Below are 17,286 nucleotides of genomic sequence, written 5' to 3' on the forward strand. Positions count from 1 at the left end.
GCTTAGCCGGCGGTCGTGATCGAGTCGTGGACGGTGCCCGCGCGGCGCCGGGCCGCGAGCCGGTTCTTCTGCGGTTCGATCGTGTAGCGGGGATCCTCCGCCGAGCGGGTGCCGGCACGCAGAATGCCGAACCGCGTCAGCGCCGAGGCGGCCAGCAGCGCCGTGCCACAGGCCGCGGCCGCCGGCCTGTGCCTGCCGACGGCGAGCGCCCCCACGCCGGCGGCGACGGCCAGCCGTTCGCTCCACTTGAGCATTTGCCCGGGGGCACCCTCGTGGAGGGGTTCTGCGGCCACCGGGTCCATGCCGCGTTCCAGGGCCCGGGTGGCGATGACCTCACCGGCGACGCCCAGGACCGCGAGCGCCCGGGCGGGCCCGGCTTCGCGGACGGGGGTCGTGATCATGGCAAGACCGGCCGCGGCGAGGCTGGCAGAACTGACGAAAACGAAGGGCAGGTTGTCCCGCCCGGCATTCCAGGTCGGGTTCGCGGTGTCCGACAAGAGAACCGCGGTGTAGGCGGAGAGCGGTGCCGCGAACACCGCGGCCCCTGCGCCGGCCGGGCCCTCGAGCGCGCGCAGCACCGGGCGCAGCGGCCCCAGCGGCAGCCGGGAGCCGGTCAGGCGGTCGATTTCGGACGCCGCGGAAATCCCGGCACCGGCGCTGAAGGCGGCGAGGATCCAGGAGCCCAGGCTCATGGGCGAGGTGGGCTTGATGGTGCGCAGCATGTTGAGGAACCGCTCGGGCCGGCCCAGGTCTTCGATCAGCGCCACGGCACCGAACCCGACTGCCGTGAGGGCGGACAGGCGGCTGTTGCGGCACAGCGCACGCCGGCCCGTCAATTGCCCGCCGAGTCCGAGCAGCGCCGAGCCGCCGGCCACGCCGCCCAGGAAGAGGTAGAGGGCTATCGGGTCTCCCCACGGCGGCGGCTTGACCACCGGCCGGCCGTAGTAGGAGGCGAACCGTGCCTCCGGCACCACCGGCATTTCGCCCGAGCCGTCTCCGGTCCCGGCGCGGCGCCGCTTGCTGCCGTGCCGGTCCCGGCGCGGCGGCTCGGGCGGGCGGTAGCTGTCGAAGTCCGAGACGGTCACCCGCGGCCTCCCGTCAGGAAGGCGGCCGTGGCCGCGGCCAACATGCCGGCCGCGGCGATGCCGGCCCGTTTGAACATGCGCGGCAGGTCCGCCGTGGGCACCCGCGGGTCCGGCGGCAGCCCGTACACCTCCGGTTCGTCGAGCAGCAGGAACACGGAACCGGTGCCGCCCACGCCGTCGGCATCGTTGGCCCCGTAGAGGCGTGCCTCGGTCAGCCCCTGCGAGTGGAGTTCTGCTACCCGCTGCTTCGCGGTGGCCACCATTTCCTCACGCTCGCCGTACTTGATCGACGTCGTGGGACACGCCTGGGCGCAGGCCGGCGTCTGGCCGTCGGTGATCCGGTCGTAGCACAGCGTGCACTTCTGGGCGACACCGACGTTGCGGGTCGGGGCCTGTTCCCCCGGGGTGAAGTCGCGCTGTGTCTTCGGTCCTGCCGTGCCGTCGCTGCGCCGTTCGATCACGCCGAACGGGCATCCCGCGACGCAGGTGCCGCAACCGTTGCAGACGTCGTCCTGCACCACCACGGTGCCGTGCTCGGTGCGGAACAGCGCACCGGTGGGGCACACGTCCAAGCACCCGGCGTTGGTGCAGTGCTTGCACACATCCGAGGACATCAGCCAGCGGAAATCGGGCGTATCGGGGGGCGTGGTATCCAGGCCCGGAGGCTTCCCTGCTGCAGCCGCGCTTCCCGGCGGGCCGATGCCGGGCATGCCGAGGCTGACGAGTGCGCGCCCGGAGTCGCGCGCCTTTTCGATCCGCCCGCGGTCCTGCTCGACGAAGGCGACGTGGCGCCACGTGTCGGCTCCCAGCGAGCCGGTGTTGTCGTAGGAGGACTGCAGCAGCTCGTGCTGCGGGTCGGCGGGATTGCGGTTCCATTCCTTGCAGGCCACCTCGCACGCCTTGCAGCCAATGCAGATCGAGGTGTCCGTGAAGAAGCCCTTGCGCGGGTGTCCGGTGTGCGGAATGTCCCCGGGCGCTTCGGTCAGCCGGTTCATGAGCCTTCCCTCGTGGTGTCATCGCCCGGCACGGGGCCGGGGTGGGTGATCTTGTCGCTGCCGGTCTCGGGCGTCACCCCGGCGCGGGCCTGGTATTCGGCGACCAGGGCGAGCAGTTCCGGGCCCCGGGGACGCCGGCCCGGGAGGATGTCGCACGATCCGGCCTTGGATTCCTGGATCTGTACGTTGGGGTCGAGGGTCACGCCCAGCAGATCGTTGGCTGCGTCCCCGCTGATGACCGCTTCCTGTCCGACGCCCCAGTGGTAGGGCACGCCGATCTGGTGCACCGTGCGCCCGCCGACGACCAGCGGCTTCATCCGTTCGGTCACGAGCACCTTGGCCTCGATGGCTGCCCGCGGCGAGACGATCGTCGCCCAGCCGTACGGTTCCAGGCCGCGTTCCGCCGCCAGTTCCGGCGACACTTCGCAGAACATCTCCGGCTGCAGCTCCGAGAGGTACGGCAGCCACCGGCTCATCCCGCCGGCCGTGTGGTGTTCGGTCAAGCGGTACGTGGTGAACACAAAGGGGTAGATGTCCGCACCGGGCACGTTGGCACTCGGCGCGCTGAGATTGTCTGCGCGCGGGAAGGTGAGCCGGGCGGGATTCTGCTGCTGCCCGTAGAGCGGGTTGGCGACCGGAGATTCCTGTGGCTCGTAGTGGGTCGGCAGCGGCCCGTCCACCATGCCCTTGGGCGCGAACAGCCATCCCTTGCCGTCGGCCTGCATGATGAAGGGGTCGTCTCCGGCCAGCGCGGCGGCGCCGCCGGCCGTCGGATCCGGCCTGCTCCCGGGAGCGCGGTCCAGCGGGAAATCGGGGACGTCCTCCCCGGTCCACCGGTTCTGCTCCGGGTCCCACCAGACGTACTTCTTGCGTTCGCTCCAGGGCTTGCCGTCGGGGTCCGCCGACGCGCGGTTGTAGAGGATCCGCCGGTTCGCCGGCCAGGCCCAGCCCCACTCGGAGGCGACCGGCCCTTGTTCCTGGCCGGGCTTGCGGTCGGCGGCGTGGTTGATGCCGTCGGCATACACGCCCGTGTAGATCCAGCATCCTCCCGAGGTCGAGCCGTCGGGGCGCATCTCGGTGTACGACGAGAGGGGCATGCCGGCGCGGGGACCGGTGAGATGCCGGCCGTTGATTTCCGCAAGCACCGCCTCGCCGTCGGGGTCGCCGTGTTCGTCGGTGGGATAGTCCCACGTGAGGTCCAGCAGCGGCCGGTCCCGTTCATCGGTCGAATCCGCCAGCTTTGCCCGGAGGCGTTGGCCCAGCTCGTAGAAGAACTGCAGTTCGCTGCGGCAGTCCCCCGGCGGCTGGATGGCCTGGTGCCGCCATTGCAGGAGCCGCTGGGTCTGCGTGAAGGTTCCGGCCTTTTCCACGTGCGTCGCCGCCGGCAGGAAGAAGACTTCGGTGCCGATGTCCTCGGTCCGCAGCTCGCCCGTGGCGATCTCGGGGCCGTCCTTCCACCACGTCGCCGACTCGATGAGGTTCAGGTCGCGCACCACCAGCCATTTCAAATGGGACATGCCAAGGCGCTGCATGCGCCCGTTGGCGGATCCGACCGCGGGGTTCTGGCCGAACAGGAAGTAGCCTTCGACCTCATCGGCCAGCATGCCCATGACTGTCTGGTAGGTCCCGTGCGGGCCGTTGATGCGCGGAAGGTAGCCGTAGCCCCAGTCCGAGTCCTCACGGGCCGCGTCGCCCCACCAGGCCTTGAGCAGGCTGATGGTGTAGGCATCGGCGTCGGCCCAGTAGCCCTTTTGGTCCGGCGACGCGATGCCGCCGAGGTAGTCCTGCAACGTCTCCATCTCGGCCTTCGGCATGGGGAGGTAGCCGGGCAACAGGTTGAACAGGGTCGGGATGTCGGTGGAGCCCTGGATGCTGGCATGGCCGCGCAGCGCCATGATTCCCCCGCCCGGCCGCCCCATGTTGCCCAGCAGGAGCTGCAGGATCGCCGCGGTCCGGATGTACTGCGCGCCCACGGTGTGCTGGGTCCAGCCGACGGAATACGCAAAGCAGGTGGTCCGGTCGCGGCCGGAGTTCTCCGTGACCGCCCGCGCCAGGTAGTCGAAATCCGCCAGGGAAATGCCGCAGGCGTCCCGGACCATTTCCGGGGTGTACCGGGCATAGTGCCGTTTCAGGATCTGGAACACGGTCCGCGGGTGCTCCAGCGTGGGGTCCTGCTCGAAATCGGGGTGGGCCAGGGTCGGCCCTCCGCTGCCGTACTGGTGCCCGGCCGCCCGGTCCGCGGTGTCGGCGCCGTGTTCGTGGCCGCCGGCTTCTCCTGCCTCCGGCTTCCGTTCATAGGCCCAGGACGCGAGGTCGTACTGGCCCGTTTCCGGGTCGAATCCGGAGAACAGCCCGTCCAGGTCCTCGGTGTCACGGAACTCTTGGTTCACCAGGGTCGCCGCGTTGGTATAGGCCCGCACGTAATCCTTGAACCACAGATCGTTGCTGATCACGTAATTGATCAGGGCGCCCAGCAGCACGATGTCCGAACCGGCCCGGATGGGCACGTGCCTGTCTGCCACCGCGCTGGTGCGGGTAAACCGCGGATCCACATGGATGACCTTCGCGCCGCGGGCCCTGGCTTCCGTCACCCACTGGTAGCCCACGGGATGGCACTCGGCCATGTTGGAGCCCTGGATGACGATGCAGTCGGCGTTGGCCATGTCCTGCAGCGATTGCGTCGCGCCGCCGCGTCCGAACGAGGTTCCCAAACTGGGAACCGTTGCGGAGTGTCAAATGCGGGCCTGGTTCTCGAGCTGGATGGCGCCCGCGGCGGTGAAGAGTTTCTTGATCAGATAGTTCTCTTCGTTGTCGAGGGTCGCCCCGCCCAGCCCGGCGATGCCCATGGTCCGCTGGAGCGGCCGGCCGTGCTCATCGCTTTGCTGCCATGTGTTCCGGCGGGCTTCGAGGAACCTGTCGGCAATCATGTCGACGGCGGTGTCCAGGTCAAGGTGCTGCCAGTCCTTGGCGTGGGGCGCCCGGTAGAGCACCCTCGTCTGCCGGCCGGGCGCGTTGACCAGCTGCTCGCTGGCGGATCCCTTGGGGCAGAGCCGGCCGCGGGAGATCGGCGAATCCGGGTCGCCCTCGATCTGGACAACCTTTTCGTCCTTGACGAAGACACGCTGGCCGCAGCCCACCGCGCAGTAAGGACACACGCTTTGCACCACGCGGTCCGCGGTGGACGTCCGGGGAGCGATTTCACGGGTCCGCCGCGAGGTCACGGCCTCGCCCCGCCCGAGTGAATCACTCGTGCGGAACTGCCGTACCACCGGCCACTCCAGGAAGCTGAACCGCGACATGGGCCCACCCTAACCCATCCAATTTCTCTACAACAGGGGAAAACGACGACGGCGGAGGAGCAGCTCCGGGGCACAGGCTGCTCCCCCAGCAGCGAGCGGGCGCCTGCGGGGAACGCCGCCAGGTACTCGTCCACGGTCTTCGGCTTGTCCCTGTCTCGAAGCTACCCGCCGCGGGCCAGACCGGGGCCGGTGTTTGCCGGTTTTGCGCGTGAGGGCCGGCAAGGTATTCCCTGCGGGCAGCGCGCGGTCCATACTCGGACACGTACGGGGCATCGGCAGGGCGGAGCCGCCCCTTGCGTCGGCTCCGGCCGCAGATGCAGGCGCGAACATCGGAGTCTGGCATGGCTACTTGGAGCGGTTCCCAGTCCCTCCTCCGGCGCAAGCCGATCACGGAGCTGGCGGAGGAGAGCGGGGAAAGCCATCTGTCCAAAAGCCTGGGCGTGTGGCAGCTGACCGCGATCGGCGTCGGCGGGATCATCGGCATCGGCATTTTCACGTTGGCCGGGCTGGTGGCCAACGGCGGCCCCGAGGCGGCTCCGGTCGGTCCGGCGGTGCTCATTTCCTTCCTCATTGCGGGCCTGGCCAGCGCGGCGGCGGCCCTGTCGTACGCGGAATTCGCGGGCATGATCCCGTTTGCCGGTTCGGCCTACACCTATGGCTATGTGGCCCTGGGGGAGGTCATCGGCTGGTTCATCGGCTGGGACCTGCTGCTGGAATACACGGCCATCGTCGCCGTCGTCGCCATTGGCATCTCGGGCTATTTCAGCGCGTTTATGGAGGGCATCGGCATCCAGGTCCCGGCGTGGATGGAGGGCACCGCCGACACGGTCGAGGGCGGCGTGGTCAACCTGCCGGCCATCGTGGTCTGCCTGCTGATTACCTGGATCCTCAGCCGCGGGACCCGCACCTTCGGCCGGTTCGAACTGATAGCGGTGGGGCTGAAGATCCTGCTGATCCTCTTCATCATCGGGCTGGGGTTCTTCTTCGTGAACCCGGGCAACTACAACCCGTTCATGCCCTCTGGATTCGGTCCGGTGCTGGCCGGAGCCGCCACCGTGTTCTTCGCGGTGTTCGGCTATGACGCGATGAGCACGGCGGCGGAGGAATCCGTCGACGGCAAGAAGCACATGCCAAAGGCGATCCTGCTGTCGTTGGCCATCGCGATGACTCTCTATGTGCTGGCCACCCTGGTGCTGACCGGCATGCAAAACTACAGGGACATCAGCCCCACCGCGGGGTTCGCGTCCGCCTTCGAGTCGGTCGGGCTGCCGGTCGTGGCCACGATCATTGCCGCCTTCGCCGTTGTTTCGATCCTGACCGTGATGCTCACCTTCCTGCTGGGCGTGACCCGGGTGTGGTTCTCCATGAGCCGCGACGGGCTGCTGCCGTCCTGGTTTGCGGCGACGGACCGGCACGGCACCCCGCAGCGGGTGACCTGGATCGCCGGCATCGCGTCGGCGCTGCTGGCCGGAGTGTTCCCCATCCGGGCCGTGGCGGACCTCACCAACATCGGCATCCTGGCCGCCTTCGTGGTGGTTTGTGTGGCCGTCATCGTGCTGCGGCGCACCCGTCCCGAGGTGCCGCGGACTTTCCGGCTGCCGTGGATGCCGGTGGTCCCGGCCTTCGGCGTCTTGGCCTCCGGCTTCCTGATGCTCCAGCTGCACTGGGAAACCTGGCTGCGCTTCGTGATCTGGCTGATCATCGGCCTGGCCATCTACCTGTTCTACAGCCGCAAGCACTCATTGATGAACCCGGACAGCCCGCGCCACCGGGCCGTACCCGGGTCATCCGACGCCTGAAGGCAGCCGCTTAGTCGTTGAGCTCGCTAGTCGTTGAGCTCGGCGGTGGCGACTTCGTACTCTTCGACTTCGAGGATCTCCAACGATAGGGAGTTGCTTGCCTCAGAGCGGAGACTCTTCGCCCTTTCCTTACTTCCAGCCAGGTTTTCTTCCGTGTCGTACAGCGCGATGGATAAAGATTTGCCGTTCCCCTTCCCGTTCAGGAAATAGAAGCCCCGGCAACCGGGGAGTTCCAGCACCCGGGTGACGAGATCCTCCGGGGGCCCGCTGGAAGTGTCCTGGCTGCCTCCGTAAGTGCTGACTCGTGCGAACATGGCTACCTCCAATGGTTTATCAGCCGGAGCCCCGCCTGCCGCTGCATATTAGAGGCGCAATTTCGAGGCCGTGCACAACCCCTCGGCAAGCCATACCGCTGGTTCGGGCTCCTCCCACCAGTAGGCACCTCTCAGCGCCTGCGGACAATACCGGGACTCAACAATAATGCTTGCCCTTCGTCAGCGGCAGGTCTACTTGCAGCCGCAGCCTGCTCACGCGGCGCAGTACAACGGATGGTGTTCGGGCCCTAAAGCGCGTCGCCGTCGTCCTTCGCGAAGGCCTATGGGAGCCGCCGGTCCTCGGGATGCTGCAGGCGCAACCACTTGCAGCCGAACCCCACGAGGGGCAGGGTGCAGGTGCCGTCCTCGGCGATTTTCACGTCCGCGTCCCCCAGCAGGTCCAGCATCCTTATCGTGCCTTGGCGGGTTGTCGAGGCACGTATCTCAGGTACGCGATGCCGTTGTCGAAGATTCTGTGTTCGGTAAGGCGCAGGTCGAGGTGCACGTCGTCGGGCAGGGCGCGCAGACCTCCGCCCACCATCTTTGGCACCACGAAGAACCGGAAGTCGTCAACCAGGCCCGCACGGATCGCGTCTGCCGCGACCGTGGGCCCGAAGATCTCGACTACACCCTTCGCACGCTCCACGACCCGCTGCAGCTCGACCAGGCTCAGGCGCGGCACGATGCGTGCCCGGTCCGAGGTGAGCTCTTCGACTGTCATGGTCGACGACACCACGACCTTGTCCAGGCCCCGCCAGCGCCGGGCGAACTCCCGCTCAGCCACAGGACGGTCCTCGCCATCCGGATAGGTGTCCCAGTACCCCATCAACGCATAGGTTCTCCGCCCGAGCACCTCGGTGGACACCTCCGCCATGCGCTCGAGGTGAACGGCAAACACGGCATCGCTCGGGCCCGTCCACTGGAAGTCGCCGTCGGCATCGGCGACGTAGCCGTCGATGGACGTTGTTGCCACGAAGGCGAGGGTTCCCATGATCGTTCCGCCCCTTCACGCTGGGTGTGCCGGGTTCCCACGGCGACACCGGCACCGGTCAGTTCTTCTTCAGTTCCTCGGCGAGCATCACGATGATGCCGCTGGGACCGCGGACGTACGTGAGCCTATAGGCGTCCTCATAAGTCGCCACCCCGCGAAGCGGCCGGCAGCCGTGTTTCGCGGCTATTTCGAGGGCCTTGTCCAAATCGTCGACCGAGAAAGCGACGCGGTGCATGCCGATCTCGTTCGGGCGGGTGGGCGTCGACTCGATCGCTTCGGGGTGGAGGTACTCGAAGAGCTCGAGCCGGCCGTGGCCGTCCGGGGTCTGGAGCATCGCGATGTTGGCGTGGTTGCCATCGAGCCCGACGGCGGTGTCGGTCCAGTCACCGCTGACCGTGTCGCGGCCGAGGACCGTCAGGCCGAGGTCGGTGAAGAAGGCGATCGCTGCTTCGAGGTCCCGAACGGCGATGCCGACGTTCTCCAGTTTGATGGCCATGCGCGACATGCTAGCGAGCCGGGAGGACAAAAAAGAAGCCCTCCGCCGGCTGCGCCCCGTCGGAGTTGCGGCACAATAAATCGTGTGGATGACCTGCTTGTGCCCCCGGGACCCGGCGCGCCCCGAGGCCTCCGGGTGCCGGCGGGAGAGCTGGTCGAGCAGTTCTCCCGAGCCTCGGGCCCCGGCGGCCAGAGCGTCAACACCGCCGACTCACGTGTGCAGCTCAGTCTCGATCTGGGCACCACGACGGCGCTCAGCGAGATCCAGCGCGAACGCGCCGTCGCCAGGCTCTCCGAGAGGATCTCGGGCACGGTGCTCACCATCAGCGCCTCCGAATACCGCTCCCAGCGGCAAAACAGGGCTGCGGCGCGGCAACGCCTCGTCGCACTCCTGCGGGACGCGGTGACTCCGCCGGTCGTCCGACGGGCAACCCGGCCCACGGCTGGCTCGCGGCGCCGCCGGCTCGAATCGAAACGGTTGCGCTCGGAGACCAAGCGCAACCGCAGGCGCCCAAACTCCGAATAAGCTGACCATTTTGCGCTCTTGGAATGGGGTGAGCATGGATAACGGTGCCTCGAGAGCCGAACCGGCGCCATCTCCCCGCGGAGGTCCTGCCGGACGCCTGATCGCCCGGCATCCGGTAACTGCCTTTGTGGTCATTGCGATCGGGCTGACGTGGGCGGCGCAGGCGATATCGATCGCTCTGCTGGGCAACGTTGTGCCCGGGCTCCTGGCAGAGCTGCTGATCCTGCTGGGTACTGCGGTCCTCGTGACCGCAGCCTCAGGCGGCGGGAAGGGGGTCCGGGGCCTTTTTCGGCAGGCTGTCCGCTGGCGGGTAGGCGTCGGCTGGTATATCGCCGCCCTGCTCGCCATACCCGTGCTGACCCTGCTGATCGCCGCGGCGACCGGGTCTTTTCGGCAACCCGAAGCTGGCTGGGCCGCTGAAACCGGCAACTATTTCCTCAATGCCATCCTCGTCGGGGCTGTGCTGGCGAATATCTGGGAGGAACTGGCCTGGACCGCCGTGGTACAGCACCGGCTGATGGAGCGGTGGGGCCTGATCGCCGGCTCGCTGCTGACAGCCTTACCCTTTGCCCTCATACACCTCCCCCTCGCCTTCGCGGACAAAGGCTTTACGGGGACACCCGTCCAGGAGGTGCTTTTCTACTGGGCGGTCCTGTTCCTCTTCGCCCCGATTTTCAGGCTTCTGGCGGGCATGGTGTATCTGGGCACGGGCGGAAGCATTCTCATCGTCGGCCTCCTTCACGGGTCCTTCAACGCCTCCGGCTCGGAAAAGCTCAAGGCGTTCGAGGGAGAGTGGCAGCAGATCGCCGCCGCAGCCATGCTCGCCGTCGTCCTGGCGCTCTACCAACAAAGCGGGGCACGCGCTAAGGGGCGCCGAACAGGATCCCGACCGGACCGCTACTCAGCATTCCCGGACGACACCTGAACTGGACTGGGCGCAGCGGCGGCGTCTTGTGGGAACAAGCATTGAGGGAGCCCGGAATTCAAGTGGACACGATACGAGTATCCTCAGGTGGCATCACGTCCTCGAGCAGGGGCACTCCAAGCGGGCGGGTCGAGTCCCTTAGGCGCGAGAGTCACCGAAGTTCTCGGGCAGTCGGGCCGCCAGCTTCCACGCTGCCGGCATGGCGGCTGCCGCGATCAGCGACTTCACGATGCCGCCGATGATGAACGGGTACAGGCCCCACTCGAGCGTCTGCTGCAGGTCGGCGCCCAGGGAAATGGCCAGCCAGGCCATGCCGAAGACGAAGGTGATCACGGTGCCCGCCAAGAATGAAACGGTGGCGCCCAGGAACTTCTTGTCCCAGTTGCGCTTGGCCAGCCAGCCGGTCAGCCCCGCGGCGGCGATGAAGCCCACCAGGTAGCCGCCGGTCGGGCCAACGGCGGCGGCCAGGCCGGAGGATGCGTCGCTGAACACCGGCATGCCGGCCACGCCGGCCACCCAGTACAGTGCCATCGACAGCATGCCGCGGACCGGGCCCAGCGTGCTGCCGACCAGCAGGACGGCCAGGGTCTGGCCGGTGATCGGGACCGGCCACAGCGGCACGGCCAGCTGCGCCATGACGGCGGTCAAACCTGCCCCGCCGACAACCAGCGCGGTGTTGGCCAAGGCGGTGCTGGGGACCAGGGCGTCGGCCAGGACACCCTGTCGCGCAACGGCGGCTGATGCTGTGCTCATGGTTGCTCCTAGTGTTTTGCGGAAAATCATCTAGAACCGCGGGCACCCCGGCGGATTTGAGCGGTGCCTCCGCTCAAAATCGCGGTATCCCACCTCTGACACTAACTTGATCGACGATTGTTGACAATAAAATAATGTGACGCGCATCATGGGACGCATGGCCTCCCTTAGCCCTCTCTTGAAGCAGGCGACCCCACTGGTAGTTGATCACGCCCTGGGCAGTTGGATCTACGCGACCGATGGAAAAACGTACCTTGATTTCACTACCGGCATTGGGGTGACGAGCACGGGTCATTGCCACCCGCGGGTAGTGGAGGCGGCCCGCGGTCAGGTGGGAAAGATCATTCACGCCCAGTACACGACGGTGATGCACAAGCCGTTGCTGGCGTTGACCGAGAAGCTTGGCGAGGTGCTGCCGGAAGGCTTGGACTCGGTGTTTTATGCCAATTCCGGATCGGAGGCGGTGGAGGCTGCGATCCGTTTGGCCAGAATGGCCACGGGCCGGCCAAACCTCGTAGTGTTCCAGGGCGGTTTCCATGGTCGGACGGTTGCGGCGGCGTCGCTGACCACCGCCGGAACGAAGTTCTCCGCAGGGTTCTCCCCGCTGATGTCGGGGGTGCACATGTCCGCCTTCCCCTACGCCTACCGCTACGGCTGGGATGAGGCAGCGGCCGTGGAATTCGCATTGAAGGAACTGGACTACCTGCTGCAAACCCGTACCGCGCCCAACGACACCGCAGCATTCCTGATCGAACCGGCCCTCGGCGAGGGTGGGTATCTGCCCACCCCGGCGGCGTTCCTGGAGGGACTGCGTGAACGTGCCGACCGGCACGGCATCCGGCTGATCTTCGACGAAGTCCAGACAGGCGTGGGCCGCATGGGCAAGTTCTGGGGGCACCAGTACTCCGCCGCCACCCCGGACATCCTCATCACTGCGAAGGGCATCGCCTCCGGATTTCCGATCTCCGCAATCGCCGCTTCCACCGAACTGATGTCCAGGGGCTGGCCCGGGTCCCAGGGCGGGACCTACGGCGGGAATGCGGTCTCTGCCGCCGCCGGCGTCGCCACCCTCGATGTCATTCGTGACGAAGGGTTGGTGGAAAACTCACGGATCCGCGGCGAGCAACTCCAAGCCGGACTAAAGGAAATCCAGGCCCGTTTCCCCGCCATTGGCGACGTCCGCGGCAAGGGCCTGATGCAAGGCATCGAATTCACCACCGAAGCCGGCGGCCCCGACGCCGCCACCGCGGCAGCAGTCCAACAGGCCACGACCCGCCACGGCCTGCTCACCCTCACATGCGGGCCCGCAGGCAATGTCGTGCGCCTGATCCCCGCCCTTATCGTCACCGCCGAAGAAATCGCCACCGGCCTCGAACGCTTCGAAAACGCCGTCGCCACCGTCACCGCGGCCGTTTCCTCGAAATATTGAGCCCACCTATGACGGATGCTGTTCGCTCCCCCGCAGGCCCGGCAACGGGCAGCCGCCAAACAGGCGCACCGGATGCAGGTCTCCCCCCGGTGCTTGCACGCCTGACATCCGCGGGCGTGGCTGCCGACAGCTCGCCACGCCGCGTAGCGGAATACTCCTATGACGCTTCCAACTACCGGGTAACCCCGCTTGCCGTGGTGTTCCCCCGGACGGTCGAGGACGTGCTCGCGGTCGTTGCTGCATGCCGGGAAACGGCAACCCCGCTGATCGGGCGCGGCGGCGGGACGTCCATGGCGGGCAACGCCATGGGCCCAGGCGTGATACTTGACTTTTCCCGCCACATGAACGCGATCCACGAGATCGACGAGGTGGAGGGCACCGTGAGCGTCGAGCCCGGCGTCGTGCTCGCCGTCCTCTCCCACGAGGTCGAGAAGGCCACCGGTGACCGGTTCACCTTCGCCCCGGACCCGTCCTCCAAGAACCGTGCCACCGTGGGCGGCTCGCTGGGCAATGATGCGTGCGGCAACCACTCCGTTCGCTACGGCCGGATCTCCGACCACGTCGTGGAGATTGACGTCGTCACTTCGGACGGCGCGCGCCTGACGGCCACGGCCGGCGGGCTGCGTGCCACAGATCCTGGCGACAGCGACTCCGCAGCGCGTGCGGGTGCACTGACCGCCTCCTTCAAAGACTTGGCCCGCAGTCACCTGTCCGAGTTCCGCCTGGAACTCGAACGGATCCGGCGTCAAGTCTCCGGCTACCATCTGGCCCACCTTCTTCCGGAGAACGGGTTCAATATCGCCCGAGCCCTCGCGGGGTCCGAGGGGACCTGCGCCATCATTGTCGGCGCCCGGATGAAGCTTGTGCCTAAGCCGGCCAGCGCCCTGCTGGTGTGCCTGGGTTATGCGGACATAGTCGACGCGGCTCGGGACGTCATGACCATCCTGGAGTTCTCCCCGGCTGCCGTCGAAGGTATCGATGAGGCGATCGTGGACACCATGCGCTTCCGCCGCGGCAAGGGCTCGGTGACGGGTTTGCCCACAGGCAAAGCCTGGCTGTACGTGGACCTCGACGGCGGGAATCCGCACCAGGTCCGGGCGGAAGCTGACCGGCTGCTCGCCCGACTCAGGGAAAACGGCCGCTTGGTGGATGGGCACGCCGTGCCGGACCTGCAGGAGCGAGCCGCTCTTTGGCGTGTCCGCGAAGACGGCGCCGGGCTCTCAGCGCGGCTCTCCACGGGTGGAGAATCCTGGCCAGGATGGGAAGACTCTGCAGTCGCCCCGGAGAACCTTGCGGATTACCTCTCAGACTTCCGCGACCTTCTGGGCCGCTACGACCTGACGGGCGTAATGTACGGACACTTCGGTGCCGGCTGCATGCACATCCGGATCACCTATGACCTGCGCACCCCAGCCGGCCGCCGCGTCTTCCGCGACTTCACACAGGAAGCTGCCCGGCTGGTGGTCCGCCACGGCGGTTCGCTCTCCGGCGAACACGGCGACGGCAGGGCACGATCGGAACTGCTGCCCCTGATGTACTCCCCGCGCCTGCTGGCGGCCTTCGCCACGTACCGGCGCATCTGGGACCCGGCAAGAATCTTCAATCCCGGATCCCTCACCGATCCTGACCCCCTGGACGTCAATCTGGCGCTCCAAGGCATTCCCGAGCGGCATTGGCGCACGAGCTTCGACCTGCACCCGGTCAGCGCCGGAGGCGGAGCGACGGCCGAAACGGACACCCCCGAGACCTCCACCGGCAGCGGTACAGACCCATGGGTCCACGCGCTTCAAAGCTGCATAGGCGTGGGACGGTGCCGCACGGACGCGGGCGGCGTGATGTGCCCCAGCTACCGCGCCACGAAGGACGAGAAGGACTCCACCCGGGGCCGGTCCCGGGTACTCCAGGACATGGTCCGCGGCGCCCACACCGTGGAGGAAGGCTGGAAGTCCGAGGAGGTCCGCGAGGCGCTTGACCTCTGTCTGTCCTGCAAGGCCTGCTCCACCGACTGCCCCACGGGCGTCGACATGGCCACCTACAAGTCCGAATTCTTCTCGCACTACTACAAGGGCAGACTCCGCCCAATGTCCCACTTCTCCCTGGGCTGGCTGCCCCGCTGGCTTAAGCTCACGGGCCGCTCCGCGCCTCTGGTCAACGCCGTGATGTCCACCCCGCTGGCGAAGGTCGCCTCCGCCCTGGGCGGGCTGACCACCCGGCGTGCGATGCCGCGTTTCGCCGGAGCCGGCGAGTGGCGTCGCGAAGTAGCAGCCGCCGGCATCGGTCCGGCAACCGACCACAGCGGCGGCCTTGCTCCGGATGAACACGGCGTGGTGCTTTTCGTGGACAGCTTCACCCGCGGCTTCCGGCCGGAGGTGGCCGGTTCCGCTGCCCGCGTCCTGGCCGGCTCGGGCTCCGTGGAATGCTCAGCCGAGTCCTGCTGCGGCCTGACCTGGATTTCCACCGGCCAACTGGACACCGCGAAAAAGCACATGGCCTCGGCAGCGGAAGCTTTGGATGACGGGACCGATCGGCCCATCGTGGTGGTGGAACCCAGTTGTGCGGCGGCGCTGCGCAAGGACCTGCCCGAACTGGTCCACACCGAACGGGCCCGCCGGGTTGCCGCCCGCGTGCGAAGCTTTGCGACGTACGTCGACGAGCTGTGCACCGCCGGATGGAAACCAGCGCCGGCCCGCCCCCTTCCAGAACAAGTGGTGCTGCAGACGCACTGCCACGAATACTCGGTCTTCGGAGCCGGTGTCCAGCGCTCCGCTCTCAGGTCCGCGGGCGTCAAGAGTGTGGTGGATGCGCCCGGCTGCTGCGGCGTGGCCGGAAACTTCGGCTTCGAGAAGGACCACTACGGCATCAGCATGCTGGTTGCCGAGCAAGCGCTGGCCCCGGCCCTGCGTCAGACCGATTCCTCTTCAGTGATCCTTACCGACGGATTCTCCTGCGCCATGCAGGTGAAACAGATCGATGGCTCCAGGCCGGGTCGTCACCTGGCCCAACTATTGGACCCCGGCGAATGAGCAGCATTGATTTCCCAACGCAACGCCGGCCACAACACCTCCAACCAAGAAAAGGATCGCTCATGAGCATTCAGTCAGCCGGCTCCCGAACGTCACAAAAGGCGCTCAACGCCGTCGCAAAGGTCAGCACGAACCTCTACATTGACGGGGAGTGGACCGAAGCATCGTCCGGTGCCCGGTTCGATGTCGTCAATCCTGCCACCGAGGAAGTCATCGCCAGCGTCGCCGACGGGGGCCCCGAAGACGCGCGCCGGGCGATCGAAACCGCCGGCCGGGTCCAGAAACAGTGGGCCAAGACCCCGCCCCGGGAGCGCAGCGAAATCCTGCGCCGCGCGTTCGACCTGATCATGGCCCGCCAAGACGAACTGGCATTGATTATGACCACGGAGATGGGAAAACCCTTGGCCGAGTCAAGAGGCGAGGTGGCGTACGCCGCCGAGTTCTTCCGTTGGTTCTCGGAGGAAGCCGTCCGTATTAGCGGAGATCTGACCACCAGCGGCGACGGCAAGAACCGCATCCTCGTCTCGAAGGAACCCGTTGGACCCTGCGTCTTGGTCACGCCCTGGAACTTTCCGCTGGCGATGGGCACCCGGAAGATTGGCCCTGCCATTGCGGCCGGCTGCACCATGGTCTTCAAGCCTGCCAACCTTACTCCACTGTCTTCGCTGGCACTGGCGGACGTCCTGGCAGAGGCTGGCCTGCCCAAGGGTGTGCTGAACCTGGTCACGACCTCCAAAGCCTCCGAGGTGGTCACCCCATGGATGGAAAGCGGCATTGCCCGAAAGGTTAGCTTCACCGGGTCCACCGGCGTGGGCATCCGCTTATTGGAGCAGGCTGCCAAAAACGTCATGCGTTCTTCCATGGAACTGGGCGGGAACGCCCCTCTCATTGTGTTTGATGACGCGGACTTGGACCGCGCCGTTGAGGGAGCTTTCGCCGCGAAAATGCGCAACATGGGTGAAGCCTGCACCGCCGCCAACCGGATCTTCGTGCAGCGCTCCGTGGCCGCTGACTTCTCCGTCCGCCTCGCCCAGCGGCTGAGCGCCTTAAAGGTCGGTGACGGCGCAGTGAGCGGCACGGACGTCGGCCCGCTCGTGGAGGAAAAGGCTCTCAACAAGGTCCAGGAACTTGTGGACGACGCCGTTTCCAAGGGCGCCAAGGTGGTCTGCGGCGGCTCCCGCCCGGAGGGCAGCGGCTACTTCTACTCCCCAACAGTGCTTGCGGACGTCGGCCCCGACGCCGCGTTGATGAACGAGGAGATTTTCGGCCCGGTGGCGCCAGTCATCCCCTTCGACACCGAAGACGAGGTGGTGCGGTGGGCGAACGACACCCCTTGGGGCCTTGCCAGCTTTGTGTTCACCCAGGACCTGGACCGCGCCTTCCGCGTCGGCGAGGGTCTGGAGTCGGGCATGGTCGGCCTTAACACGGGCATCGTTTCGAATCCGGCGGCGCCGTTCGGCGGCATCAAGGCCTCCGGTCTGGGCCGCGAGGGCGGGCGCGTGGGCTTGGATGAATTTTTGGAGATCAAGTACATGGCCATCCCGCGGGTCTAGGGATTGGCAACCTCGTCCCACGACGCCGCCTCGCGAATGGCTCCCCCACTCATCGGCGGGAAATATGGAAGGTGAGGGAGCACTGGCGCAACCCGAGGG

The 17,286-nt window shown here is 67.1% G+C and carries 14 protein-coding genes; 6 read left to right on the forward strand and 8 right to left on the reverse strand.

Features of this window, described 5'->3' with window-relative positions; genetic code table 11:
* Positions 1-2 precede the first annotated feature (2 nt).
* The 3 genes from nrfD to fdh are packed head-to-tail and all read right to left on the reverse strand — an operon-like array spanning position 3 to position 5,379.
* Complete coding sequence (nrfD, locus tag AC5RVG_RS02450; RefSeq protein ID WP_494012594.1) at positions 3-1,085, reverse strand: NrfD/PsrC family molybdoenzyme membrane anchor subunit; 1,083 nt, start codon at positions 1,083-1,085, stop codon at positions 3-5.
* Positions 1,082-2,080, reverse strand: a complete 999-nt coding sequence (locus AC5RVG_RS02455; RefSeq protein ID WP_494012595.1) for a 4Fe-4S dicluster domain-containing protein — start codon at positions 2,078-2,080, stop codon at positions 1,082-1,084. Before AC5RVG_RS02455 ends, nrfD begins: the two co-directional genes overlap by 4 nt.
* Positions 2,077-5,379, reverse strand: coding sequence for a formate dehydrogenase (gene fdh, locus AC5RVG_RS02460; RefSeq protein WP_494012596.1), 3,303 nt, complete (start codon positions 5,377-5,379; stop codon positions 2,077-2,079). The genes AC5RVG_RS02455 and fdh overlap by 4 nt, the downstream gene beginning before the upstream one ends.
* Positions 5,380-5,720: 341 nt before the next feature.
* On the opposite strand from fdh, the gene AC5RVG_RS02465 reads away from it, so the two are divergent.
* The gene (locus tag AC5RVG_RS02465) at positions 5,721-7,178 is read left to right on the forward strand and encodes an amino acid permease (RefSeq protein ID WP_494012597.1); all 1,458 of its coding nucleotides are present in this window, start codon (positions 5,721-5,723) and stop codon (positions 7,176-7,178) included.
* A 26-nt stretch (positions 7,179-7,204) separates the two neighbouring features.
* Here AC5RVG_RS02465 and AC5RVG_RS02470 read toward each other — a convergent pair whose 3' ends face one another.
* The 4 genes from AC5RVG_RS02470 to AC5RVG_RS02485 all read right to left on the reverse strand — a co-directional run bounded on the left by AC5RVG_RS02470 (position 7,205) and on the right by AC5RVG_RS02485 (position 8,979).
* Positions 7,205-7,492 (reverse strand): hypothetical protein, encoded by a 288-nt coding sequence (locus AC5RVG_RS02470; protein WP_494012598.1) that lies wholly within the window; start codon positions 7,490-7,492, stop codon positions 7,205-7,207.
* A gap of 281 nt (positions 7,493-7,773) precedes the next feature.
* Positions 7,774-7,899 (reverse strand): hypothetical protein, encoded by a 126-nt coding sequence (locus AC5RVG_RS02475; RefSeq protein WP_494012599.1) that lies wholly within the window; start codon positions 7,897-7,899, stop codon positions 7,774-7,776.
* A 2-nt stretch (positions 7,900-7,901) separates the two neighbouring features.
* Positions 7,902-8,483, reverse strand: a complete 582-nt coding sequence (locus AC5RVG_RS02480; RefSeq protein WP_494012600.1) for a dihydrofolate reductase family protein — start codon at positions 8,481-8,483, stop codon at positions 7,902-7,904.
* Positions 8,484-8,541: 58 nt separating this feature from the next.
* Positions 8,542-8,979, reverse strand: coding sequence for a VOC family protein (locus tag AC5RVG_RS02485; RefSeq protein WP_494012601.1), 438 nt, complete (start codon positions 8,977-8,979; stop codon positions 8,542-8,544).
* Positions 8,980-9,063: 84 nt separating this feature from the next.
* Between AC5RVG_RS02485 and arfB the strand changes: the two genes are divergently transcribed.
* Both arfB and AC5RVG_RS02495 read left to right on the forward strand, forming a co-directional pair.
* Positions 9,064-9,504: an alternative ribosome rescue aminoacyl-tRNA hydrolase ArfB gene (arfB, locus tag AC5RVG_RS02490; RefSeq protein WP_494012602.1), complete on the forward strand. Its 441-nt coding sequence runs from the start codon at positions 9,064-9,066 to the stop codon at positions 9,502-9,504.
* A 127-nt stretch (positions 9,505-9,631) separates the two neighbouring features.
* Complete coding sequence (locus tag AC5RVG_RS02495; RefSeq protein ID WP_494012603.1) at positions 9,632-10,429, forward strand: CPBP family intramembrane glutamic endopeptidase; 798 nt, start codon at positions 9,632-9,634, stop codon at positions 10,427-10,429.
* Between the two features lie 138 nt (positions 10,430-10,567).
* Here the strand turns inward: AC5RVG_RS02495 and AC5RVG_RS02500 are convergent, their stop codons facing one another.
* A complete protein-coding gene (locus AC5RVG_RS02500) occupies positions 10,568-11,182 on the reverse strand; it encodes a biotin transporter BioY (RefSeq protein ID WP_494012604.1) in 615 nt (204 codons plus the stop codon).
* A gap of 157 nt (positions 11,183-11,339) precedes the next feature.
* On the opposite strand from AC5RVG_RS02500, the gene AC5RVG_RS02505 reads away from it, so the two are divergent.
* From AC5RVG_RS02505 to AC5RVG_RS02515, 3 genes are all read left to right on the forward strand, one after another.
* Positions 11,340-12,611, forward strand: coding sequence for an aspartate aminotransferase family protein (locus AC5RVG_RS02505; RefSeq protein WP_494012605.1), 1,272 nt, complete (start codon positions 11,340-11,342; stop codon positions 12,609-12,611).
* Positions 12,612-12,619: 8 nt separating this feature from the next.
* On the forward strand, positions 12,620-15,634 hold the full coding sequence (locus AC5RVG_RS02510) for an FAD-binding and (Fe-S)-binding domain-containing protein (RefSeq protein WP_494012606.1): 3,015 nt from the start codon (positions 12,620-12,622) through the stop codon (positions 15,632-15,634).
* 62 nt (positions 15,635-15,696) lie between these two features.
* The gene (locus tag AC5RVG_RS02515) at positions 15,697-17,187 is read left to right on the forward strand and encodes an NAD-dependent succinate-semialdehyde dehydrogenase (protein ID WP_494012607.1); all 1,491 of its coding nucleotides are present in this window, start codon (positions 15,697-15,699) and stop codon (positions 17,185-17,187) included.
* Positions 17,188-17,286 lie beyond the last annotated feature (99 nt).

The sequence above is a fragment of the Arthrobacter senegalensis genome (assembly GCF_059091765.1).